General features: G+C 63.0%; 24 protein-coding genes. 9 read left to right on the forward strand and 15 right to left on the reverse strand.

Annotation, left to right across the window (positions count from 1 at the left end):
- The first annotated feature begins 116 nt into the window (after window positions 1-116).
- Window positions 117-686, forward strand: coding sequence for a GNAT family N-acetyltransferase (locus AC0NIH_RS09575; RefSeq protein ID WP_473465063.1), 570 nt, complete (start codon window positions 117-119; stop codon window positions 684-686).
- Between the two features lie 87 nt (window positions 687-773).
- Here the strand turns inward: AC0NIH_RS09575 and AC0NIH_RS09580 are convergent, their stop codons facing one another.
- The 4 genes from AC0NIH_RS09580 to AC0NIH_RS09595 all read right to left on the reverse strand — a co-directional run bounded on the left by AC0NIH_RS09580 (window position 774) and on the right by AC0NIH_RS09595 (window position 2,859).
- Window positions 774-1,058, reverse strand: a complete 285-nt coding sequence (locus AC0NIH_RS09580) for an SCP2 sterol-binding domain-containing protein (RefSeq protein ID WP_023765779.1) — start codon at window positions 1,056-1,058, stop codon at window positions 774-776.
- Between the two features lie 208 nt (window positions 1,059-1,266).
- Window positions 1,267-1,782 (reverse strand): hypothetical protein, encoded by a 516-nt coding sequence (locus tag AC0NIH_RS09585; RefSeq protein WP_013893172.1) that lies wholly within the window; start codon window positions 1,780-1,782, stop codon window positions 1,267-1,269.
- Window positions 1,783-1,811: 29 nt separating this feature from the next.
- Entirely contained in the window at window positions 1,812-2,234 is a 423-nt protein-coding gene (locus AC0NIH_RS09590) for a hypothetical protein (RefSeq protein WP_287269965.1), read from the reverse strand.
- 13 nt (window positions 2,235-2,247) lie between these two features.
- On the reverse strand, window positions 2,248-2,859 hold the full coding sequence (locus AC0NIH_RS09595; protein ID WP_287269964.1) for a rod-binding protein: 612 nt from the start codon (window positions 2,857-2,859) through the stop codon (window positions 2,248-2,250).
- A gap of 138 nt (window positions 2,860-2,997) precedes the next feature.
- On the opposite strand from AC0NIH_RS09595, the gene AC0NIH_RS09600 reads away from it, so the two are divergent.
- From AC0NIH_RS09600 to AC0NIH_RS09615, 4 genes are all read left to right on the forward strand, one after another.
- A complete protein-coding gene (locus AC0NIH_RS09600; RefSeq protein WP_473465067.1) occupies window positions 2,998-4,575 on the forward strand; it encodes an HD domain-containing phosphohydrolase in 1,578 nt (525 codons plus the stop codon).
- Between the two features lie 90 nt (window positions 4,576-4,665).
- Entirely contained in the window at window positions 4,666-4,938 is a 273-nt protein-coding gene (locus AC0NIH_RS09605) for a hypothetical protein (RefSeq protein ID WP_473465070.1), read from the forward strand.
- A 137-nt stretch (window positions 4,939-5,075) separates the two neighbouring features.
- Window positions 5,076-6,149: a substrate-binding protein gene (locus tag AC0NIH_RS09610; RefSeq protein ID WP_474025193.1), complete on the forward strand. Its 1,074-nt coding sequence runs from the start codon at window positions 5,076-5,078 to the stop codon at window positions 6,147-6,149.
- A 328-nt stretch (window positions 6,150-6,477) separates the two neighbouring features.
- The gene (locus AC0NIH_RS09615; RefSeq protein WP_473465075.1) at window positions 6,478-6,969 is read left to right on the forward strand and encodes an anthrone oxygenase family protein; all 492 of its coding nucleotides are present in this window, start codon (window positions 6,478-6,480) and stop codon (window positions 6,967-6,969) included.
- Window positions 6,970-7,110: 141 nt separating this feature from the next.
- Here the strand turns inward: AC0NIH_RS09615 and AC0NIH_RS09620 are convergent, their stop codons facing one another.
- Both AC0NIH_RS09620 and AC0NIH_RS09625 read right to left on the reverse strand, forming a co-directional pair.
- On the reverse strand, window positions 7,111-7,398 hold the full coding sequence (locus tag AC0NIH_RS09620; RefSeq protein WP_473465078.1) for a hypothetical protein: 288 nt from the start codon (window positions 7,396-7,398) through the stop codon (window positions 7,111-7,113).
- A 217-nt stretch (window positions 7,399-7,615) separates the two neighbouring features.
- Window positions 7,616-9,601 (reverse strand): BTAD domain-containing putative transcriptional regulator, encoded by a 1,986-nt coding sequence (locus tag AC0NIH_RS09625; protein WP_473465081.1) that lies wholly within the window; start codon window positions 9,599-9,601, stop codon window positions 7,616-7,618.
- 151 nt (window positions 9,602-9,752) lie between these two features.
- Between AC0NIH_RS09625 and AC0NIH_RS09630 the strand changes: the two genes are divergently transcribed.
- Window positions 9,753-10,181, forward strand: coding sequence for a hypothetical protein (locus tag AC0NIH_RS09630; RefSeq protein WP_473465084.1), 429 nt, complete (start codon window positions 9,753-9,755; stop codon window positions 10,179-10,181).
- 39 nt (window positions 10,182-10,220) lie between these two features.
- Window positions 10,221-11,066, forward strand: a complete 846-nt coding sequence (locus AC0NIH_RS09635; RefSeq protein ID WP_473465086.1) for a DUF1194 domain-containing protein — start codon at window positions 10,221-10,223, stop codon at window positions 11,064-11,066.
- A gap of 94 nt (window positions 11,067-11,160) precedes the next feature.
- Here AC0NIH_RS09635 and AC0NIH_RS09640 read toward each other — a convergent pair whose 3' ends face one another.
- From AC0NIH_RS09640 to flhA, 3 genes are read right to left on the reverse strand one after another with little or no spacing between them, the layout of a single operon-like run.
- Window positions 11,161-11,544 carry a hypothetical protein gene (locus tag AC0NIH_RS09640; protein ID WP_023765768.1) on the reverse strand — a complete coding sequence of 128 codons (384 nt, stop codon included), beginning with the start codon at window positions 11,542-11,544 and terminating at the stop codon, window positions 11,161-11,163.
- A gap of 2 nt (window positions 11,545-11,546) precedes the next feature.
- A complete protein-coding gene (gene fliR, locus AC0NIH_RS09645; protein ID WP_023778482.1) occupies window positions 11,547-12,299 on the reverse strand; it encodes a flagellar biosynthetic protein FliR in 753 nt (250 codons plus the stop codon).
- Window positions 12,296-14,383, reverse strand: coding sequence for a flagellar biosynthesis protein FlhA (flhA, locus tag AC0NIH_RS09650; protein WP_140570824.1), 2,088 nt, complete (start codon window positions 14,381-14,383; stop codon window positions 12,296-12,298). The genes fliR and flhA overlap by 4 nt, the downstream gene beginning before the upstream one ends.
- 116 nt (window positions 14,384-14,499) lie before the next feature.
- On the opposite strand from flhA, the gene AC0NIH_RS09655 reads away from it, so the two are divergent.
- Together AC0NIH_RS09655 and AC0NIH_RS09660 are read left to right on the forward strand one after the other, a co-directional pair.
- Window positions 14,500-14,799 carry a putative quinol monooxygenase gene (locus tag AC0NIH_RS09655; protein ID WP_473465090.1) on the forward strand — a complete coding sequence of 100 codons (300 nt, stop codon included), beginning with the start codon at window positions 14,500-14,502 and terminating at the stop codon, window positions 14,797-14,799.
- Window positions 14,800-14,929: 130 nt separating this feature from the next.
- Window positions 14,930-16,711 carry a chloride channel protein gene (locus AC0NIH_RS09660; RefSeq protein ID WP_473465093.1) on the forward strand — a complete coding sequence of 594 codons (1,782 nt, stop codon included), beginning with the start codon at window positions 14,930-14,932 and terminating at the stop codon, window positions 16,709-16,711.
- A gap of 15 nt (window positions 16,712-16,726) precedes the next feature.
- Here the strand turns inward: AC0NIH_RS09660 and AC0NIH_RS09665 are convergent, their stop codons facing one another.
- The 6 genes from AC0NIH_RS09665 to AC0NIH_RS09690 form a co-directional block, all read right to left on the reverse strand.
- On the reverse strand, window positions 16,727-18,370 hold the full coding sequence (locus tag AC0NIH_RS09665) for an MFS transporter (RefSeq protein ID WP_473465096.1): 1,644 nt from the start codon (window positions 18,368-18,370) through the stop codon (window positions 16,727-16,729).
- 325 nt (window positions 18,371-18,695) lie between these two features.
- Window positions 18,696-18,962 (reverse strand): flagellar biosynthesis protein FliQ, encoded by a 267-nt coding sequence (gene fliQ, locus AC0NIH_RS09670; RefSeq protein ID WP_013893193.1) that lies wholly within the window; start codon window positions 18,960-18,962, stop codon window positions 18,696-18,698.
- Window positions 18,963-18,974: 12 nt separating this feature from the next.
- Entirely contained in the window at window positions 18,975-19,370 is a 396-nt protein-coding gene (gene flgD, locus AC0NIH_RS09675) for a flagellar hook assembly protein FlgD (protein WP_031250183.1), read from the reverse strand.
- Window positions 19,371-19,381: 11 nt separating this feature from the next.
- Window positions 19,382-19,825: a flagellar biosynthesis repressor FlbT gene (gene flbT / locus AC0NIH_RS09680; RefSeq protein ID WP_023765762.1), complete on the reverse strand. Its 444-nt coding sequence runs from the start codon at window positions 19,823-19,825 to the stop codon at window positions 19,382-19,384.
- Entirely contained in the window at window positions 19,822-20,169 is a 348-nt protein-coding gene (gene flaF, locus AC0NIH_RS09685; RefSeq protein WP_023765761.1) for a flagellar biosynthesis regulator FlaF, read from the reverse strand. Before flaF ends, flbT begins: the two co-directional genes overlap by 4 nt.
- A gap of 28 nt (window positions 20,170-20,197) precedes the next feature.
- Window positions 20,198-21,241, reverse strand: a complete 1,044-nt coding sequence (locus AC0NIH_RS09690) for a flagellar hook-associated family protein (RefSeq protein ID WP_023765760.1) — start codon at window positions 21,239-21,241, stop codon at window positions 20,198-20,200.
- Window positions 21,242-21,243: the final 2 nt, after the last annotated feature.

Raw genomic sequence — 21,243 nt, forward strand, 5'->3', positions numbered from 1 at the left:
ACACGATTTCGCCCGAAAATGCGCTGAGAGAGCCGATCAGATCATCCCAGGTGGGCGCATGTCGCCCACCCGGGCTCGCCTGTGGAACAGATCTCCGCTCGCCAGGGATTGCGGAAATGGAAATGTCAGTTGAACTCGTAGCTCATGCGCCGGCCTTCATGATGGTCGCGGAAACCGTTGCCGACGTCGCGGCGCGCGAAGCCTTGCTCGATCGTGCCATGGGGCCGAAGCGCAAGACCAAATCGTCGGAGAAGCTGCGGCGCGGCCGCCGGCCTTCGGAAGGCCTGGCCTTCGTCGCGCGCGATGCCTCGGGCGGCGTTGCCGGCACGGTGCGGCTGTGGGATGTCAGGCTGGGCGAGGGCGGTGCGGCGGCATTGCTGCTTGGCCCGCTCGCCGTCGACCCGTCGCTCAAGAACGCCGGCATCGGTTCGGCGCTGATGCGCCATGCCATCGCCGAGGCGGCGCGCCTCGGCCACGCGGCAATCCTTCTGGTGGGCGATGCGCCCTACTACGGACGCTTTGGGTTCTCGGCCGCCAGGACCGGTTCGCTCGCCATGCCCGGACCTTATGAGCGGCATCGGCTGCTGGCACTGAAACTGGTGGACGGGGCGCTTGACGGCGCTATGGGCACGCTGAAGGCTGCCGGCCGCAAGCTGAAGGCGCAGGCGCCGACGCTGGCGGCCTAAGACACTAACCCATCACTCCTCAGACAAACGCCGCCGAAAGGCGGCGTTTGTCTGATCTCAAAAAGCCGCGTTCAAGCGGCCGCGCACTCAGCCGATCAACTGGCTCAGCGCCATGGCGACCGTCATGTCGCCTTCGACTTTGATCTTGCCGGTCATGAACGCCATGGTCGGGTTCAGATCGCCCGCGATCAGCGAGTCCAGGTCGTCGAGCGAGAGCTTGATGGTGCAGTCGGTCGGGGCATCGGTGTTCGAGACGGTGGCACCGTCGATGACGATGACGCCGTCGCTTCCGGTGTCGAACTTCACGGAACGATCGAACCCGCTGCTGGCCACGCGTGACTTGATCTTCTCGGCAATCTGCTGAACGCTCACGCTGTTCTCCTGTCTGGTTGCATCTGCTTGTCTGGTTGTATCTGTAGCGCAGGGCATTACGGTCCGGCGGAAGCCCGTGCCGCATCTTTGGCGATCATGATCGCTGCCGCATATAGCTTTGGATTGACGTTTACGTCAATGCAGTTTGCAGGGGCTGGTTCCTATCGCCGCACATGCCGGCGTCGGCACGGGCAGCACCTTGCGGGGCTCAATGGTCCTTGAACGCCTTGGTCATCTCGCTTGCGGTCTCGCTTTTCTTGCGGCGCAGCCAGTTGTCGCGGATTTCGTCCTTCGACAGGAAGTTGACCTGATCGATCAGGACCTCATGCACCAGGTTCGCGCCGACACGGGTGTTGATGGTGTCGCGGATCGCGGCGCGAAAGGCATCGAGGTCGATCGTTTGCTTGTTGGTGAAGTCGATCTGGGGGTTGGAATAGAGATAGGTGTAGACCTGATCGGTGATCAGCGCGTCGGCCGGGATCGACAGCTTCTTTATCTGCTCCGGCTCGACAGTGTAGACGAGCTTGGTCAGGAAGTAGCCGTCGATCGAGGCGTTGTGGATCAGCGGCACCGAAATGATGTCGGTCTTGACGTAGTCCAACCCGCCCAGCATCGGCTTCGGGGTTTCGCCGACACCTTTTTCACCCGCTGCCTGGAACGAATAGAACACCGCGCCGAGCGTGGCGGCGCAGATCCAGACCGCGATGGCAATGACCTTGATCATCGAGAGCCCGAGCCCGAAGTCATCGCGCCCTAACCTTTCCTGCCGAATTCGACGGCGGAGTAGGTGCCGTCGGTCTCGGCGCGCTGAATGGCGGTCCGCAACAGGCCGGCAACCTCGTTGACGGCGGAGAGATGCGCCAGGATCGCCGCCTCGTTCCTCGCCAGCTTCTGGCGCAGCCGGATCAGGCCTTCGCGGTGCTGCTCGAGGAATTCGACCTCGCTGCCGCCCTTCATGGCGCGGGTCAGTTCATAGAGATAGCGGCTCTTGCGGGCGTTCGACGCCTTGAGGTCGTAGCTGGTGTCGCTACGGATGCCGGCGGTCTCTTCCTCGACCACTTCCTCGATGCGGCCGATGATGGCGGCGAGATTTCCAGGCCGTGCGAACTGGATCGGTGTTTCCGATTCTGTCGTGCGCGCCGGCAGGTTTGGGGTGAATTCCGTAATGTCGGCCATGGCGTTTCCCAGTTTAGATCTTGATGTCTGTTTTTGTGGTTATCTCGTCGCCGGTCATCGACCTTGCGGCCTTGCGCTGCAATTCCTGGACGAGCGAGGTGGACAGACGGTTTTGCTGGTCGATCTCGGTCTTCTCCGGTCCATTTGAAACCGGGCCGATCGGCACCTTGCGCTTGCCGTCCATGTAGTGGTCGGCGAGCAGCGACTTGGCGATGCCGATGCCGCCGCGATCGGCCATGACGTCGGCGACACGCTCTGCAAGCTGCGATTTCCACATGTCGCCGGCGAGACCCGTGCCGTAGACGCCCTCGGTGTCCTTGGGCAGCATGTTCTGGATGAAGGTCTGCAAGACCATCGCTTCGAATTTCTTGAATTTCTTGGCCGGGTCGGCTGTCGCCGCGGCCTTGTCAGCCGTGGCGCGCGACAGGATCGAGCCGGCATCGACCGACGCGGCGGCGTCGACCGAGAACGTGCCGGCAGCACCGCCCGCGCGCTTCGTCAGCGCGGCGCGGGCAGCCTCGATGTCCGCCGGCTCCGCGGCTCGGGCGACATCCATAACGATGTCGCTGGGTGGAGAAATCGCCAAGAAAGTCCGCCTTTTGCCGGTTTTCCTTGGCCAGACCATGCCTCAACAAGCTTGTGGCAGGCTTGCGAGGGAGAGGGGAGGCGGAATGCAGGCGCGCGTCGATACGTCAAGCTTGGGATTTTCCCCTAGGTATTGACGGCCCACGGGGCTAGCATGGGGCTCACTGGGGGGTGTGCGATGACAGACGTCTCGATGCGCCGCGCGGACTTCATGATGGTCCTGGCCTATGCTTCCGATCTCGCCACTGGCCATTCTCGCGACTTCGCGCTGAAATCTTGTGTGCTTGCAATGCGGATCGCCGCGCTTGGGGGTGTTCCCGATGAGGTTCGGCGCAATGCCTACCACCAGTCGATGCTGCGCTATGTCGGCTGCAATGCCGACACGGACCTTCTGTCGGCCACCTTCGGCGACGAAATCGCGCTCCGTCAGGATCTTGTCGGTCTTGACATGGGCAATCGGGCGGAACTGGGCAGGGTCTTCGTGCAGGCCTTCAAGCGGTTCTACTATGATCTCGAGCCTGACGCGCAGGCCAGGGCGATCGAGGCCGCGATGTCGCAGGCGCTCGCGGTCGCGCGCCCGGTGCTTACCGCGCATTGCGAGGTCGCGCAGCGGATCGGCCAACGGCTCGGCCTTTCCGAGGAGATTCGGCACAATCTCGGGCAGATTTACGAACGCTGGGACGGCAAGGGCCTGCCGCGTGGATTGAGCGGCGAGGATGTCCTGCCAGCCGTGCGCCTGATTACGCTGGCGCAGGATGCCATCGCGCTCAGCGAAGCCGTCGGCATCGAGGAAATGGCCGAAACCATCGCCAGTCGCGCGGATGGCTCATACGAAGCGGATCTGGCCCGGCTCGTCTCAGCCAACGCGCCGGCGCTGATGGAGGGGATCGGCGCAACGGTCGACCGCGAGACGATACTGGCGCTCGAGCCCGATCCGCCGGTGACGCTGGACGAGGCAGGCTGCGACGAGGCGTTCCTTGCCATCGCCGACATGATCGACATGCGCATGCCGCTTACCTACGGCCATTCTCGGATGGTGGCGCAACTGGCCGAGGGAGCCGGGGGACAAATGAAGCTTCCCGCCACCGACCTGCGTGCGCTGCGCTGGTCGGGTTGTATCCACGATATTGGCGAACTCGTGGTGCCGGTGGCGACTTGGATGCGTAACGGCCCGCTGTCTGTCCGTGAGCGCGACGCGGCGCAGCTGCATGCCTATTACGGCGAGCGGGCGCTGGCCTCGTTCGGTCGCGAGGGCGAAGCGATGGCTGCTCTCGTGCTTCGCCATCACGAACGCCTGGACGGCTCGGGCTATCACCGCAAGGTCCACGCCTCCGACCTGTCCCCGGCGGCGAGGATTCTGGCCGCTGCCGAAGCATTCCAGACGTCGCGAGAGGAACGCCCTCACCGCCGGGCACTGTCCAGTGATGCGGCGGCTAGCCAGTTACGCGCCGCCGTTCGCGAGGGCTGCATCTGCCCTGACGCTGCCGAGGCCGTGCTGTCCTTCGCCGGGCAACCGTCGCGCCGGACGCCGCCCCGGCCGCTGGCTGGAATGACGCCGCGCGAAATCGAGGTGCTGCGCCTGATTGCCGCCGGCCTTACGGCGAAGGAAGCGGCGCGCAAGCTGGATATCTCGCCCAAGACCGCCGACCACCATATCCAGAGCGTCTATGCCAAGATCGGCGTGACCACCCGCGCGGCAGCAGCGCTCTATGCGGTCGAGCATGGCCTTGTCCGGCCAGGCGAGACGCAGACCTAGGGAATCCACCCCATGTGCGCCCGCTCCGGGGCGCGCATCGTGATCCTGTCGACGGACCAATGGTGGCCGCGACCGACAGGAGGAAATCCAATGCTTCTCGCAACGACCAAAGTGGCTGATATCGACCACTTCATCTGTATCTTTTCGACCAAGGGCGCCGACAAGCGCCGGCTGCACGGCTCGAATGGTGCGACCGTCTTCCGCGACCCAAGCGAGCCAGACCGCGTCTGGGCGATCTTCGACTGGGACGCCGAGGGCTGGAAGAATTTCGTGTCGGATCCGGAGGTGCCCGCGATCCTGCAGGAAGCCGGCCATGTCGGCAAGCCGCAGGCAGCACTCCTGCTCGGCCACTACGAGGCCTGAGGTCCCCTCGCTGAGCGCCGCCTGCCACCCGGCGGCGGCGCGCGCCCGACGACCCCCCCAAGATTTGGAGAGATCAAATGAATCCGAAACCCATCAAGATCGGCCTTATCGCCGAACTCACCGGCCCGTTGTCTTTCATGGGCATCGCCAATGCGAACCTCACCACCATGCTCGTCGACGATATCAACGCCAGGGGCGGCTTGCTCGGCCGGCCGCTGAAGCTTGTCGTCGAGGATGGCGAAACCATCGACGGCGCCGCCAAGGCAAGGACCGCGAAACTGATCGACGTCGACAAGGTCGATCTGGTCGTAGGCGGCATCTACAGCTCAACCCGACAGGCCATCAAGAGCGAGGCGGTTACGCGGGGCAAGACGCTCTACATCTATACCGAGCAGTATGAGGGACAGGAAAACCATCCCCTGATCTTCTGCACGGGACCCGTCCCCGCGCAGCAGGTTGAGCCATTGATACCGTGGCTCATGAACAGCACCGGCGCGAAGCGGTTTTATTTGCCGTCGGCTGATTACATCTGGCCCCATCTGCTGAACAAGGCGGCGAGCCGGGTGGTGCGTGCCAATGGCGGCGAGATCGTCGGCGAGGAGTATTTTCCGCTGGACACCGTCGATTTCAGGCGGACTGTGCATCAGATGATGGCGAGCGGCACCGACGTGATTTTCAATACCATCGTTCCGCCGGGCCTGACACCGTTCTTCGAAGAGCTGTACAAGGCCGGTTTCGGCAAACGCGGCGGCAAGATCGTCTGCACCTACTTCGACGAGAACTTCTTCAATCTCGTGCCGTCCGAACAGATCGAAGGCCTCTACAGCTGCCTCGACTACTATCAGGAGCTCGAGGATCCGTTTGGCCGAGCGCTCCTGCGTCGCTACCAGGACCGATTCTCCGGCAGCGCCATGTTGACCGCAGGCAGCGGCTGCACTGGCCACTACCGGGCAATCAAGATGTGGGAAGCAGCAGTGAACGAAGCCGGCACGCTCGAGCAGGGCGCGGTCATCCGGGCACTCGATCACGCCCGCATCAGCGAGGGCCCGGGTGGCCCGGCCGAAATGGTCCCCGGCCAGCATCATGTTCGCATGAACATGTACATCGCGCAGGCGCAGGGCGGTCGCTTCCGGGTCGTCAAGAACCTGGGTCCGATCGATCCCAACGAACGTGTGCTTGCCGATGAACTCCACCTTAGCAAAGCTGGCTGAGCCACGGCGCCGATCAGTGTTCCCAGAGGGTGGCGGACGGGTAGATGGTTGCCCTCGCCACCCAACGGCACAGAATTCCGCGGCTACTCCTGACTTCGCTTCTGCGCGATCAAATGCAGCCGTTCGCGGTCTGAGCGTTCGCGTTCGTCTCGGTTGCGCACGTCCTTGTAGGCGCGCTCGATCATGTTTGTGTGCGCGTTGCCATGGCAATCAGGCCGGCCTGTTGCCTGGCGCCAAAAGGCCCCAAATCCAGATGCTACAACGGAACATCGCGCGCCCATCGGCGTTCGGCCCATAGTATTGTCGATGGCGAACCCGGAGGCGAGGAATGTTCAGCCTGCTGCAAGTCGTGGCTGTCGTGATCGCCGCGCTGCCCATGGCGCTATCGGTCGCGCACGCCCTGGAGCTGCCAGGCAAGATGCGCCTCGACGAGCGCACATATCGCACCGTGCAGCACATCTATTATCCCGGCTTCACGATCGGCGGCGCGGCCGAACCGCTGAGTGTCGTCGTGACCGGTCTCCTGCTGTTCCTGGCCCCGGCTGGAACCACTGCCTTCTGGGCTGTTCTGCTCGCTTTCTTTGCCTTGCTGGCAACGGTCGCGATCTATTGGCTCGCGATCCACCCGGTAAACAAATACTGGATGGAAGGCGCGCCGGTGGGCGCGCCTGGCGCAGCCTTCTTTAGGGCTGGCGGGAAGCGCGACGGTCCGCAGCCGGATTGGACCCAACTTCGTGATCGTTGGGAATATGCCCATGTAACGCGGGCCGTTCTCACCAGCATCGGCTTGCTGGCTCTGGTGATCTCACTTGTCGTTTAGTCGCAGTCTGAGCGAGATGACACATCGGCAGAAGGCAATCTCGGCTGTTCCTTCCCGACGCAACAGATGACACCAGGGCGGCGAGTCCGACACCAGGCCGCGGGCGATCGGCGCAACGAACGCCAACGGTCGCGCCTGATGCTATGTACCCTTCACGATTCTCGGTTTAGCCGGTCGACGGGATTGAGCCGAGCTCTCGAGGGCCAAGGCCAACCGCTTCTCGTCTTCGATGGCGCGATCGACTGCCTCGATTTCCTCTTGGAGCGCCTTCAGCTCGGCTCCGTAGCTGGAGCCGTCGCTGTCTCCGATCTGAAAGCCGCTTGCCCGCATCGCGTCGCGAGTATGGTGCACGTTGCGGACTCCTTCGCGTCGAGTCGCGATCAGGATTTGCCTGAACTCTTCAAGACGTTCAACGTGATTGCGAGTCATTGCGTTCTCCTATTTCATCGTCATCGTCGCCGCCGGCGATTCAGAACGGCTAAAACTTTCGGCGCAGGAGGTTCAAGTGATTACAGGAGATACTCTCGACAAAGCGTGAGTACGGAAGCTCAAATTTGAACGTCTTGGAAAAAACTGGAGAGCGGCAGGAGGAAATTGGCTTGAGACCCAGCCGATCACCGACCGGCCGCGATTTCTGACCCTTGCCCTAGGAATTGGGAAGGCCGGCTCTCGACAACATTTCAAGAAATCTCGAGTGCTGATGATCCTTGACATAGCGTGGCACAAAGCCGGGGCAGACATTGCCCAGGTTGAGATGTGGAAGTTGTGAGAGGCAATGGTGGATGGCCCGGGACGCCTCTTCGTTGTTTCCGGTTGCCGACGCGGCCGCAGCCCAATATAGGGCGCCTCGAACGAAACCCGGCTTTGTCCTGACCACCCTGCGGGCGACTTCGAGCGCCCGCTGATCGTCTCCGCCGGCAAACAGCGCCACAACCAAGCCGTGGTGACGCCAGAAGTCGATGACGTCATACGCCCCGAGCCGAATTGCCTCGTTGGACTCGCGGACTGCTTCGCTGACCTGTCCGCGGAGGGCAAACAGCATCGCAATATCGCCGTGACCACTTGGATAGTTCGGGTTGAGGCTGATTGCATGGCGGCACTCGACGACTGCCTCATCGATACGCCCAGAACTTTCGAGTGCGAATGACAGGATACACCGGGCAATTTCATCGTCCGGCACCGCCCTCACCGCGGCTTCCGCAAGCTGAAGCGCACGCTCGATCAACCCTTCCTTCCGAGGCAGTGCGCCAAACGCCACGCCCATGGAGATCACGATCGAGAGCGTCCGCTTCGCACGGGCATTGTCGGGACCTATCAAGAGAGCCTTCTCGGCGAGCTCAATCCCGACCAACAGCGAGTCCTGCGTCATCTCAAAATACTTCATGAGAGCCTCGTTCACCAACCTGCGCACTTCAGGGGGACCAGGCGGGCTTTTGTCGCGGACTTTCCAGTTGGTCAGTTGAAGTTCGAGGATCACGGCCAGAACAACGGACTGCGCGATCCTGTCCTGGAATTCGAGCGCGTTCTCTGAGTTGCCGTCGAATTTCTGGGCCCAGACATGCTGGCCGCCAGCGGTATCGACAAGCTGGATGTTCACCCTCAGCCCATTGCCGGATCTCTGGACACTGCCGCTGAGCAAATATTGCGCCCGGAGCATTCCCGGCGTTTTGTCTTCTTCGCCTGGGCCTTTCTTCTCCATGGGCGGAGGCGCGGACAGCACGACATAGTCGGCTACCTCGGAGAGGGCCGTGGTGATGTCCTGGACGAGCCCCCTGGCGAAAAAATCATCGCCTTGCTTTCCGGTCAGATTGGTGAAGTCGGCAACGCTGATAGTGGGGCGCCCGGAGCGCTGGCCGGTCGGATTACCACTTGCCGACGGAACATTTGACGCCGTGTCGGCAGCAAGGAGCAGCGATTGCCAAAGCGCCCGCGTCTCAGAGCCAGGTTCGACACCGAACTCCTTCTTCAGCATGCTTCTGCAAGTCTCGTATGTCTTGATCGCCCTGTCGCGTTGGCCACGTGCGAGGAATAATTCCATCTTGAGCCGATAAGATTCTTCCCGCGTCGGTTCCATGGCCAGAAGGCGATCGGCAAGGACCAGCCCGGTTTCAGAGTCGACAAGGCGAGCCAGTTTCTCGAAAGACACAAGAGCGCGGCCGAGCAGCCTGTCGCGTTCCGATGCGACCCAGTCATCGAACCCACTGCTTCCCAAATAAAGTCCGTCGAGAAATGGGCCGGTGTAGCTCGCCAAAGCCGTCTCGAGTTCGTGCGCGGACCGGGCCCCGAGACCCGCTTCGAACTCCTGCACGTCGACCCGAACCATCTCAGGCCTGAGATTGATGGACTCCCCGCTCGAGTGGATAAGATCCACTCGAGCGGGCGATAGATCCCGGCGCAAGACGCTGAGGGTTTGCCGAAGACTATTGCGCGAATGTTCGCTATCGCTGTCGCCCCATAACAGGTCCGCCAGCCTCTCCCGCGTCGCCGCCATGCCCGGGCTCTGGGCCAGATAAGCAATGATTGCTGGCCCCCGTTTACCGGTCAGCCGAAGCGGGCCGGCCGTTTCATTATCAATCCGGAACCCGCCGAAGAGTGAGATTCTATTTGCAGCGCCGCTGTCCTCACTTCGCATTCGCTATCCCAGCCTGACGAAATCCTAACTCGAAACTAACGTTTCGCCGCCATTGGCCCCCGCGCTCAAACGCTGCCGTAACGGCAAGTAACTTAGGCTTTCCTAAATTAGGGGGGCAAGTCAACGGAAGACTTGGTTTGAGGGGTGGCGAGTGTCCAGGACAAAAGCCAATTTGCTGCTGCTATTCCTCAACCGTCTCGGCGACTTCCTGTCAGGCTTGGGCGCGATCGGGCTCGGCATCGCCCTGTTGCTGCTCGGCGATCCTCTGCTTGCGGCGACGTCCGGCCTGCTGCACGCCCTGGGCAAATTCGGCAGCACCTACCACACACCGGGCACTCAGGTTCCGGTGTGGCCGGCCGCCTGGCCCGATCCATTCCGCAGCGCGGTGCTTGCCAGCCGGTTGCCCGGGATTTTGGCGGCCGCCGTCGCCCTGGGCTTGGCTTTGCCGGAAGTCTGGTCGGGCGGATCCTTCGCGCTACTCGCCATGCCACTGACCTTGCTTGGTTGTTACGTTTTGTGGACCAGGGCCGACCTGCTGCTGTTCGGCGTGGGCACCCCTCGCCAAATTTCCACCTGCTGAAAATGGCCGCTTTGAAACGGCTGCTCGATGGAGAATGACATGTGCTCAACTGTGCATCAGGACGTAACTGGCTTGTCTGTGACAGGCTCCTTTCACGAGCAGCCGCGGATGAGAGGGAAGGGTATTCCGAAGCCGGCGACGCGATCGGTCAGGTGGCCGGCAAACCGGGTTAGCTCGTGCCTTAGACTGGCGGGAGCACTTGCCGCTTCGATGGTTTGGGGACCGCAGGCACATGCCGCCGATGTCGATGTCGCCATCGTATTCGCGGTCGATTTCTCGTCCTCGATCGATCCGAAGATTGCCGACCTGCAGCGCGAGGGTCATGCCGCCGCGCTCACGTCGCCAGAGATCATCGCGGCCATCACGCGCAACTACGTTGGCTGCATCAGCGTGGCCTACTTTGAATGGTCGAGTCCCGGACACGCACGCACTGTGCTTCCGTGGACAAACATCTGCGGACTGGAAGACGCCAGAGCGGCAGCATCGGTGATCAGCAAGGAAGGGGATACCGGGATCACCCGCAGAGGACGCAGAGGAACATCCGTTTCCTCAGCCATCGACATCGGCAGTCTTCTGCTCGACCAGTTTCCTGGAAAGGCGGCCAGGAAAGTGATCGACATCTCTTCCAATGGTGAGAACAATGATGGACTTCCTGTTCAGCCGAGCAGGCTGAACGCCATTGCCAAGGGATACACGATCAACGCGATCGCCATCCCGATGGAAGATGAGAGCCCCGACAATACGTTGGCATCCTATTTCGCCAAATCGGTCATTGGCGGTTCCCAAGCCTTCGTCATAACGCCGAAGGGGCCGGACGACTACGTCATGGCTCTTCGCCGCAAGCTGGTCACTGAAGTAAGCATGAACGTCGACCGACCGCTGTGAAGGCTAGGCGGTGCGCCGGGAGATGGCGCAGCAGCAATCTCTAGCATGGTCATTGCCAGCGTCAGCTTGCAGGTCTTAGACAGAATTCCCTCGGCTACTCCTCACTTCGCTTCTGCGCGATCAAATCCAGCCGTTCGCGGTCGGAGCGTTCGCGCTCGTCGCGGTTGCGCACATCCTTGTAGGCGCGTTCGACCATGTTGGTGCGCGCGTTTGCCGTGGCAATCAGGCCGGCCTCCTGCCTGGCGCTTTCCAGGCTTTCTTCCTGGCGCACGACGGCCTGAGCGATGCGGCGGTGATAGAGATCGGGGAACAGGCTGGAGAGGGAATTATCCTGGTCGAAATGGCCGATCAATTCCCTGGCCTCGGCCTCGGCGGCGTTTGCCGCGGCCAGGAAGGTGGCGTGGCGGGTCTCGTGCAGCGCCTTCAGCTGTTCCTGCACCTTGACCAATTTCCGCAGGCGGTCCTTGCGCGTGCTCATCGCTACCTCGCCAACGTCAGGTCGACGAAGCCATCGACGAACAGCGACAGCATGGTGCCGATGGCGAAATAGAAGATGATCATGCCGCCGGCGATGACGAAGGGCTGCGAGATGAAGTAGATCGGGATCTGCGGGGTCAGCTTGTTGACGAAGCCGATCGTCAGGTTGACGAGAAGGGCGTAGGCGACAAAGGGGCTGCCAAGGCGGATGACCAGGAAGAACGTGTCCGACACGGTGTCGGCGACATCGACGAGGGCTGCCTGCGGGTTGAAGAAGATGTTGACCGGCGCGACTGTGTAGGACGTCACCAGCGCGCGTATGATTTCGTGGTCGAAATCGAAGACGAACAGCATCAGCAGCGCCGAGAACGAGATGATGGCGGCAAGGGCTGCCTGCGGCTCGGGCTCCTCGATCGCCGGTCCGCCGGAGCCGCCATAGCCGATCAGCATGGCAATGGCCGAGCCCATGAAACGCAGGGCTTCCATGTAGAGCCTGGTCATGGCGCCGATCAGCCCGCCGACCAGAAGTTCCGAGATGATCATCGGCACCAGGATCTGCGGGCGCGCATCGACGAAGGGAAAGATCTTGTCCCACAGGAAGGCGAGCAGGCCGCCGGTGGCGGCGACCGCCACGAACAGCCTGACCTGGACCGGCACGCGGGCGCTGGACAGGCCCGGCATCAGCATGAAGCAGGCACCGATGCGGCAGAAGGCGAGGAACGCCGCGATGACGACGCTCTGCGAGAGAACGCTCACGATATGGTCCCGAGCACCCTGATCTCGACGCCCTTGGCGATTTCGACGTGGGAGAGCACCGGCAGCGTGGTGAACAGGCGCTCGATGATCATGCGCACATAGGGGCGTGCGTCGGGCGCGGTGACGAGGACGAAGCGCTCGCCGGCTTCGAGGAATTTCTTGATCGCCTTGGTGGCGTCCTGGCCGAATTCCTCGAGCTGGCGCGGATCGATGTCGAACTCGCGCACCTCGCCCTTGGCATCGCGCTTGAGGCTCTGGTGGAAGGCGAGGTCCCAGCGGTTGCCGAGGCGCAGCACCTTGAGCACGCCGCCCTCGGAGAGGTCGCCGCAGATCTGTTGCGCCATGCGGATGCGGACATGTTCGACAATCTGCTCGGTGCGGCGCACATGCGGCGCGATCTCGGCGATTGCCTCGATGATCAGATGCAAATTGCGGATCGAGACGCGCTCGGCCAGAAGCAGCTTCAGCACCGCTTGCAGGCCGGGATAGGAGATGTGCGTGGTGCAGATCTCGTCGGCGAGCTTGCGGTATTCCTGGTCCTGGCGCTCCAGCAGCGCCTTCATGTCCTTGTAGGATAGAAGCTGCGGCAGGTTGTTGCGGATGACTTCCGAGAGATGGGTGAGCAGCACCGACATGTTGTCGGCGAAGGTGTAGTTCTCGCGCTTCAAATCCTCGGCGAAGGTTTCCATGACGGAATAGGCGCGCATGCCGAAGGCCGGCTCGCGGATCTCCTCGCCCGGTATTTCGGGCACGTCGCGATTGCCGAGCAGCACCATGATCTCGCCGACCCGCATCTGGTATTCGGCGACCACTGTGCCGTGCACCTTGATCTGGTAGCTCTTTGGCGGAATGGCGAAATCGTCGGCGACGCGCACTTCCGGCACGACGAAGCCGTATTGCTGCGCGAATTTCTTGCGCATCTTGGACATGCGGAAGACCAGCTCCTGGTGCGATACCAGGAGACGGGTCGAAAGCTGCTTGCCGATGAGAAGCTCGATCTCGGCGGTGGCGAGCGAGGCCTTGACCGAGTTCTTCTCCTCCTCGACCTTGCTTGCCTTCTCCTTGTCCTTCAGCGCCTCGGCCTCGGCGAGGACGCGGTTGGCGCGCATCGGGATAATGTAGCCGAGGCCGGCCATGCCGCCGGCCAGCGCGAAGAACGGGAAGAGCGGCAGGCCGGGCATCAGGCCGAGCAGCACCAGCAGCGCCGCCGCGACATAGAGGGCGCGCGGATGGGCGCCGAGCTGACCGAACACGGCCTGGTTGGTCGAGCCGCGGGTGCCGCCCTTGGAAACGAGCAGGCCGGCGGCGAGCGAGACGATGAGCGCCGGGATCTGGGTGACGAGGCCGTCGCCGACCGACAGCTTGATGAACACGTCGGCGGCCTGGCCCATGCCCATGCCGTGCCTGATGTAGCCGATGGCAATGCCGCCGACGATGTTGATGGCGGTGATGATGAGGCCGGCGATGGCGTCGCCTCGGACGAATTTCGAGGCGCCGTCCATCGAGCCGAAGAAGGAGGACTCCTCCTCCAGTTCGCGTCGCCGCAACTGCGCGGTCTTGTCGTCGATCATGCCGGCGGAAAGGTCGGCGTCAATCGACATCTGCTTGCCGGGGATGGCGTCCAGCGTGAAGCGGGCGCCGACTTCGGCGATACGGGTGGCGCCCTTGGTGATGACGATGAAGTTCACCACGATCAGGATCATGAAGACGATCAGGCCGATGACGAAGTCGCTCGCCATCACCAGCTTGGAGAAGCCGGCGATGACGTAGCCGGCGGCGTGCGTGCCCTCGTTGCCGTGCGACAGGATCATGCGCGTGGTGGCGATGTTGAGCGACAGCCTGAGCATTGTGGCGATGAGCAGCACGGTCGGAAACGAGGAGAAATCGAGCGGCCGCTGGATCCACAGCGCCACCATCAGGATCAGCACCGAAAGCGCGATCGAGAAGGCGAGGCCGATGTCGATGAGAAAGGCCGGGATCGGCAGGAACAGCACGGCCAGGATGACGACGATGCCGAGCGCGAAGAAGATGTCGCGGCCATTCTTGGCCACCGCGCCTGGCTGGATGCTTTCGGTGATCGCCATTGAAGTCCTCGAACCATGTGCTGCCGCGCATGCGACAACCGGGCGAGGGTAACTGGCCAAGCTTGCGCGAGGGTGGGAAAGTGGCTCGCTCCGACGTCTCGCAAAAAGGAAGACCCATGCTCCTGATCATCGGCACCATCCGCCTGCCGCCCGACAAGTTCGAGGAGGCTAAGTCCGCGATGGAGCGCATGATCTCGGGCAGCCGCGCCGAGGATGGCTGCCTCGAATATTCCTATGCATGCGATGTGCTCGATGCCGGGCTGATGCGCGTCACCGAGGTGTGGCGCGACAGGGCGGCGCTCGATGCGCATTTCCGCTCACCGCACATCGCCGACTGGCGCTCGAGCTGGCCGGCGCTGGGCATCGGCGAGCGCAATCTCTTGCTCTATGAGGCTGGCGAGCCGATGCCGACCTGAGCGCTTCACGCAATGAGCGGCCTCTTGGCCACAACGGCGCCTTCCATGTCGCCATTGTGGTTGCCATGCGGTGTCGGCGGGCGTATCAGCGGCTTTCCGTTGCCTTTTCCGATATCGGCGAGCCGCCCCGGTGCTTTCCAGAAACCAACCGCAAGTCTACGCCCGCCGGCTGCGCGCGGTGCTTTTGAGGTCGATCCCGCTGCTCGAGGCGCGCGGTATCGCGGTGGTCATCCTGGCCGGCATCATCGGCGTCATGGCGGGCATATTGGTCACCGCGATGAGCCAGATCGTGCAGGATATGCACGGGCTGTTGTTTGGCGTCCAACCGGGTGGCCGGCTTTCCGGCATGTTCTCGCTCGCCAATCCGATGCAGGCGCTGATCCCGCCAATCGGCGGCATCCTGCTCGGACTGAGCGTGATCTGGCTGAGAAAGCGGAAATTCCGCACGCCGGTCGATCCGATCGAGGCCAACGCGCTCTATGGCGGGCGCATGTCGCTGACCGACACCTTCATCATCGTCGGCCAGACGATGATCTCCAGCGGCTTCGGCGCTTCGGTTGGCCTGGAGGCGGGCTATACGCAGGTCGGCTCCGGTGTGGCGTCGCGGCTGGCGCGGGTGTTCAGGCTGCGCCGCAACGATGTCCGCATCCTGGTCGGCTGCGGTGCCGCCGGTGCCATCGCCGCCGCCTTCGACGCGCCGCTGACGGGGGCGTTCTACGGCTTCGAACTGGTCATCGGCATCTATTCGGTCGCCAATGTCGCGCCGGTCATGACCGCCGCGATCTCGGCTTCGCTGACGGCGGAAATGTTCGGCGGCGTGCCGTTTCCGCTGGAACTTGCCGGCCTGCCGGCACTCTCCCCCAGCCAGTATGTGCCGTTCCTGTTGCTTGGACTGCTCGGGGGTGCCGCCTCGATCGCCATCATGCAACTGGTGACGCTGATCGAACGCGGCTTCAACAGGCTGTCCATCGATGCCTCGCTGCGCCCCGTCATCGGCGGCGTCATTGTCGGCCTGCTGGGGCTGATCACGCCGCAGGTCCTGTCCAGTGGCCATGGCGCGCTGCATCGCGAATTCGCCATGAATTACGGTCTGGCCGTTGTCGCCAGCGTCTTCGTGCTGAAGCTCGCGGCATCAGCCGTCTCGCTCGGCTCCGGTTTTCGCGGTGGCTTGTTCTTCGCTTCGCTGTTTCTCGGCGCGCTGCTCGGCAAGGCGTTCGCCGGCGTGATGGCGCTGGTCTCGCCAGCGACCGGTATCGACCCTTCCGTGGCGGCGGTCGTCGGCATGACGTCGCTGGCCGTCGGTGTCGTCGGCGGTCCGCTGACGATGACCTTCCTGGCGCTGGAATCGACACGCGACCTGACACTCACGGGTGTGGTGCTCGCCGCCTCGATAATGGCGGCGATCCTGGTGCGCGAGACCTTCGGTTACTCGTTCTCGACCTGGCGCTTCCATCTGCGCGGTGAGACGATCCGCAGCGCCCACGACGTCGGCTGGATGCGCAGCCTCACCGTCGGCTCGATGATGCGCAAGGACATCAAAACCATCGATGCCTCGACGACGCTGGCCGACTTCCGCAGGGACATCCCGCTCGGCTCGGCCCAGCGCGTTATCGCCGTTGACCCGGGTGACGAGTATGTCGGCGTGCTGATCGTGGCCGAACTGCACAGCGATCAAGCCGGCGGCGAGGTGCCGGTGCGCGATCTTGCCCAGTACAAGGATGCCGTCCTGGTGCCCAGCATGAACGTGCAGGCCGCCGCCGAGACGTTCCAGCGCGCCGGCGCCGAGGAGTTGGCCGTTGTCGAGGACTTCACCGATCACATCGTGCTCGGGCTGCTGACCGAGGGCCACTTGATGCGGCGCTACGCCGAGGAACTCGAAAAGGCACGCCGGGATCTGTCGGGCGAAGGTTAGGGCGCAACTTAGGCGTCAGTGCTCGATCGGTCCCTTGGCCATCACGAGCGTCGTGCCGGCGGTCGTCGGACGCTCGATCACACGACGCACGCGCGGCGGCTCATCGCCGCTGTGCAGCGCCCGCAAGCGCTCGCCGACCATGGCATCGGCATGGGTGATGCGGCTATTGTGCCTGACATATTCGAGCCAGGTCGGCGTGTGATAGTGCTCGATCCATATCGTGGGATTTTCGAGATCGCGCGCCAGCGTCCAGTTGCGCGCGCCGTCGCGGCGGCGGATGCGTCCGCGTTCGGCCATGGTGGCGAGGAATTCCGCCTCGTCCTCGTGCCGGATCACATATTCGATCATGATGGCGATGGGGCCGCTGCGCGGCTTCAGGTCGAGCGCCAGATGCGGCTCCTTGAAGCGGTTGAGCGGATCGAGGTTCAGCACCTGCTGCTCCGGCAGCGGCAGTACGAGGCCGATGGCGCCGCCGGCCAGCATGGCGATGGCGGCCGCGATCAGCGCCGTTTCGGCGCCATGCGCATCGGCGACGACGCCCCAGATCCAGCTGCCAAGCGCGATGCCGCCGAAGGTTGCGGTCTGGTAAACCGACAAGACCCGGCCGACTACCCAGCGCGGCGTCGCCATCTGCACCGTGACGTTGAAATGCGAGAGCGCGATCACCCAGCAGGCACCGCCGACCAGCAGGCCCAGCGATGTCTGCCAGGCATGCTGGCTGATCGCCGCATTGAAGGCGCAGACGGCGAAACCGGCGAAGGCGCAGCGCACCATCGTCTCGCTGGAGAGCAATTGCCGCAGCCGCACGCTGATCAGCGCGCCGCCGACGGCGCCGATGCCGAAGGCGCCGAGCATGATGCCGTAGGTCAAGGCGTCGCCCTTGACGACGTCGCGTGCCACCAGCGGCAGGAGCGCCAGCACGGCGCCGGCGCTGAAGCCGAAGGCCGCGCCCCTGACCAGCACCTTGCCGATGTTGGGCGACATGGCGACATAGCGCAGGCCGGCGCCCATGGCTGCGCCCAGTGACTCGCGCGGCAAGGTCGATACCGGAACATCGGGCTTCCAGCGTGCCATCACGACGATGAGGCCGATATAGCTCACCGCATTCGCCGCAAAGGCGGCCGCGGCACCAGCGGCGGCGACGATGATGCCGCCGATCGCCGGGCCGACGCTGCGCGTCAGATTGAAGCCCATGGAATTCAGCGCGACAGCCGCAGGCACCTTGTTGCGCGGAACCATGTCGCCAACGGAAGCCTGCCAGGAGGGGCTGTTAAGCGCCGTGCCGCTGTCGATCAGGAAGGTGAAGGCCAGCAGCGTCCAGGGCGTGAGCAAATTGTAGTAGGTGAATACGGTCAGAAGCACCGAGACGAACAGCATGAAGGTCTGGGCGACCAGCATCACCTTGCGCCGGTCGAAGCTGTCTGCGATGGCGCCGGCGACGAGCGCAAACAGCATGATCGGCAAGGTGGTGGAGGCCTGGACCAGCGCGACCTGATAGGGCGAGGTGGCGATCGTGGTCATCATCCAGGCCGCGCCGACGCCCTGGATCAGGCCTCCGAAATTCGAGACGAGACTCGCGGCCCATACGGCGCGGAAGATGCCATGCCGGAAGGGCGCCAGCGCCGAGACGCCTTCGCTTTCCGGTTTTTCGTCGATCATGGATGGATTCCTGCCACGGCGTGCTGATCCTTGCGCTGATCGTTTCCCCGGATGGTTTGCCGAAACTATGGCATCGCGCCGAAAAGGGCGAATGTCTTGCGCGGAAGATCATGGTCCAACAAGGGGATAGCAAAGGGCCACGCTTCCACTGGCTTGCCGGATGCCTTATCACAACGTGCCTCCTGATCGCGGCATGCAGCATCTCGGTAGGTGGCCCGCGGTCTGGCCGCCGGCATGCAAGCGAAGGAAAAGCTCCATGCCGACCCTGGCAAACGCTCTCCTCAAAGCGTAGCAAAAATGGGTCCCTAAACGGATACTTCTAGGCTCAGAATCCGTTCTGGATGCGCTCGAAGATGACGTTGGTGAAGGCCGATATCTGGCCGCCGATAAACGGGCCGGTCAGCGCCACCACAAGCATGATGGCGACGATCTTCGGGACGAAGGTCAAGGTGATCTCCTGGACCTGCGTCAGCGCCTGGATGAGGGCGATGCCGATGCCGACCGCCATGGCGACCAGCACGACCGGAGCGGACGCGGTCAGCACCGTCCACACCGCATACTGGACGATGTCGAGTGCGTCGGCCTCGTTCATGTGGCGGTTGGCCTAGCTTGCCGGCTTGATCGACACGCCTGCGCCGACGGGAACCTGGGTGCCATCCTGCAGCACAGCGATAAGTCCGTTGCTGGCGAGCGTCACCGAAGCCACCGTTCCGGTGGTCTTGCCGTCGGCCGAGGTGATCGTGCGGCCGATGATGGCGTCGGCCTGCGACAGTGCCGAGGACTGCATGATCTGCTCGAGCTTGGTGTTTGTCTGAACCGACTGCTCGACCTGCGAGAAGGTGGCGAGCTGGGCGACGTATTGCGTCGAATCCATCGGCTTGGTCGGATCCTGGTTCTTCATCTCGGCGATCAGAAGCTTCAGGAAGGACTGGTAGTCGACCGCTGTCTTCGAGGTCGACGTGGTGGTCGAATTGGAGCCGACCGGTATCGTCGTCGTCATGTCCACGGTCATTAGTAGCGTGCTCCCACGGCAAGCGGGCGCGACGCGCCCGGAACATCGTCGTTGCCGCCAAGCGCGCGGCGTTCGAGAGTATAAAGCGAACGGATCGCCTTCAATGCCTCGTAAATATGGTCCTCGCCGACCATGCGGTCGATCTGCTTCAGCGTGCCACAGATCTCGGCGTCCTCGAAGCTGGCCAGGAATAGGGGCAGGGAGCGGCGGAACATCTCGCGCGCTTCGTCCGCGCCAGCGGGGTTCATCAGCATGACCTGCAGGATGAAGTACAGCTGCCTGAGCGGTGTCGAGGCCTCTTCGGCCTGGATCACATGGCTCTCGAGCAGAAACTGCACATCGTTCATCAGTTCGACGGTAACCTTGCGGTCGACGCGGATGACGGCGCCGTTGATGTAGATCTTCTCGTTCGGCTTCAACGAGATCTTCAGCGTGTTGGTCATTGAATGCCGTCGCGGATGATCTGGGACACTTCGATCAGCCCTTCGAAATTGTCGGTGCGACCCTGGCGAATATCCTCCGCCTCGCGCAGCAGCCACAGGCCGATGGAAATCAGGTTGGCGCGCAATTCCTTGGGAAGCGCATTGTCGCTGGAGCCGAGATCCTCGACGAAGGTCGTCCAGACACGGTTGGTGAAATGCAGCGCCTCCACCGCCTCCTTCGAATCCTGGCCGGCGGCGGCCGCCGCCGACAGCATGTCGATCGAGCGGGTCAAAAGCTCACGCTCACGGTCCTTGGCGTCCGAGACGGAGGTGCTTTGGACGTCGGCGTAGGAGAATTGGTACATCGTTGGCTCTACCGTTCCGCTGGAGTTGTCAGGTCAGGTAATTCAACAGGCTGAGCTGCTGCAGGCGCGCTGTCAGAGCGAAGGACGTCTCGATATGCTGCGTCAGATCGGCGACGCGGGTCGCGGCTTCCGCCGGGTCGACGGCTTCGAGATCGAGAATGTGCCGTTCGAACAGGTCGACCTGCGTCTTCATGCGGTCGCTGGCGTCCGAGACACGCTTCTGGACGATGCCGGTTTCCGACTGGACCTGGGCGATGCCGCTCAGCGCCTCGCCGACCAAGATCTGCGAGCGGCTAACGATCGTATCTTTCGCAGCCTGGCTGATGTTTGTGGACATCAGGCTGCTGACCATGGCAGCGGCCATGGCAAGCTTCTTGATGCCATCGCTGTTGGCGCCGGTCGAGGTCTCCGTGGTTTCGTTGAGCGCGATGCGGCTGACGATCTGCTGGTCGGTGGCATTCGACATGTTGGCCTGCCAACCAGAGCCGAGGAACTGCGGCTCGACGTCGTTGGTGATGAAGTCGTCCATCTGGGCGGCGGTGATGTTGGCGGCGAGCGGGTCATTGGGCGGGAAGCCGAAATTGGCGACGAAAGAGGCGTCGAAGGCGGCCTTGGCGGGTGAGCCGGGCGCGGTGAAATCGTTGATCGGCTTGACGTCGGTGTTGGTGCCAGCAAACAGGTATTCGCCGTTGACGCTGGTGTTGAGGATCGAGGCAAGCTGCTGGATCGTCGTCTGGCCGGTCGACCGGGTCAGGCTGTCGGAGTTGTCGCCCGACGATGCCGTGGTCAGGCTGGACAGGAAGGTCTGCGCGACGCTTGAGAGCTGGCCGAGCGAGGTCTGGGTCGATGAAAGCCGGGCCGCGACCAGTCCGTTCGAATCGACAATGACGTTGAGCCGGTCGAGATCGCGCGAAAAGGTGACGGACTGGGCGGTGCGTCCACCCAGCGCAAGTCCAACATCGGCGATCCTGCCGGTCGAGGACTCTTTCGTGGCTTTGACAAGATCGGCCTGCATGCGCATCTGCTGATAGCGCGCGGCGTTCGAAAGGGCAGCAGAAGAGACGGAAGTCATGG

Source organism: Mesorhizobium sp. WSM1386 (genome assembly GCF_055901595.1).

What these genes read in the sequence shown, in the direction of transcription:
- AC0NIH_RS09575 (WP_473465063.1), top strand. Translation starts at nt 117, where the DNA reads ATGGAAATGTCAGTTGAACTCGTAGCTCATGCGCCGGCCTTCATGATG.
- AC0NIH_RS09585 (WP_013893172.1), bottom strand. Translation starts at nt 1,782, where the DNA reads ATGATCAAGGTCATTGCCATCGCGGTCTGGATCTGCGCCGCCACGCTC.
- AC0NIH_RS09590 (WP_287269965.1), bottom strand. Translation starts at nt 2,234, where the DNA reads ATGGCCGACATTACGGAATTCACCCCAAACCTGCCGGCGCGCACGACA.
- AC0NIH_RS09595 (WP_287269964.1), bottom strand. Translation starts at nt 2,859, where the DNA reads ATGGTCTGGCCAAGGAAAACCGGCAAAAGGCGGACTTTCTTGGCGATT.
- AC0NIH_RS09600 (WP_473465067.1), top strand. Translation starts at nt 2,998, where the DNA reads ATGACAGACGTCTCGATGCGCCGCGCGGACTTCATGATGGTCCTGGCC.
- AC0NIH_RS09605 (WP_473465070.1), top strand. Translation starts at nt 4,666, where the DNA reads ATGCTTCTCGCAACGACCAAAGTGGCTGATATCGACCACTTCATCTGT.
- AC0NIH_RS09610 (WP_474025193.1), top strand. Translation starts at nt 5,076, where the DNA reads ATGGGCATCGCCAATGCGAACCTCACCACCATGCTCGTCGACGATATC.
- AC0NIH_RS09615 (WP_473465075.1), top strand. Translation starts at nt 6,478, where the DNA reads ATGTTCAGCCTGCTGCAAGTCGTGGCTGTCGTGATCGCCGCGCTGCCC.
- AC0NIH_RS09620 (WP_473465078.1), bottom strand. Translation starts at nt 7,398, where the DNA reads ATGACTCGCAATCACGTTGAACGTCTTGAAGAGTTCAGGCAAATCCTG.
- AC0NIH_RS09625 (WP_473465081.1), bottom strand. Translation starts at nt 9,601, where the DNA reads ATGCGAAGTGAGGACAGCGGCGCTGCAAATAGAATCTCACTCTTCGGC.
- AC0NIH_RS09635 (WP_473465086.1), top strand. Translation starts at nt 10,221, where the DNA reads ATGTGCTCAACTGTGCATCAGGACGTAACTGGCTTGTCTGTGACAGGC.
- AC0NIH_RS09640 (WP_023765768.1), bottom strand. Translation starts at nt 11,544, where the DNA reads ATGAGCACGCGCAAGGACCGCCTGCGGAAATTGGTCAAGGTGCAGGAA.
- flhA (WP_140570824.1), bottom strand. Translation starts at nt 14,383, where the DNA reads ATGGCGATCACCGAAAGCATCCAGCCAGGCGCGGTGGCCAAGAATGGC.
- AC0NIH_RS09655 (WP_473465090.1), top strand. Translation starts at nt 14,500, where the DNA reads ATGCTCCTGATCATCGGCACCATCCGCCTGCCGCCCGACAAGTTCGAG.
- AC0NIH_RS09665 (WP_473465096.1), bottom strand. Translation starts at nt 18,370, where the DNA reads ATGATCGACGAAAAACCGGAAAGCGAAGGCGTCTCGGCGCTGGCGCCC.
- fliQ (WP_013893193.1), bottom strand. Translation starts at nt 18,962, where the DNA reads ATGAACGAGGCCGACGCACTCGACATCGTCCAGTATGCGGTGTGGACG.
- flgD (WP_031250183.1), bottom strand. Translation starts at nt 19,370, where the DNA reads ATGACGACGACGATACCGGTCGGCTCCAATTCGACCACCACGTCGACC.
- flbT (WP_023765762.1), bottom strand. Translation starts at nt 19,825, where the DNA reads ATGACCAACACGCTGAAGATCTCGTTGAAGCCGAACGAGAAGATCTAC.
- flaF (WP_023765761.1), bottom strand. Translation starts at nt 20,169, where the DNA reads ATGTACCAATTCTCCTACGCCGACGTCCAAAGCACCTCCGTCTCGGAC.
- AC0NIH_RS09690 (WP_023765760.1), bottom strand. Translation starts at nt 21,241, where the DNA reads ATGACTTCCGTCTCTTCTGCTGCCCTTTCGAACGCCGCGCGCTATCAG.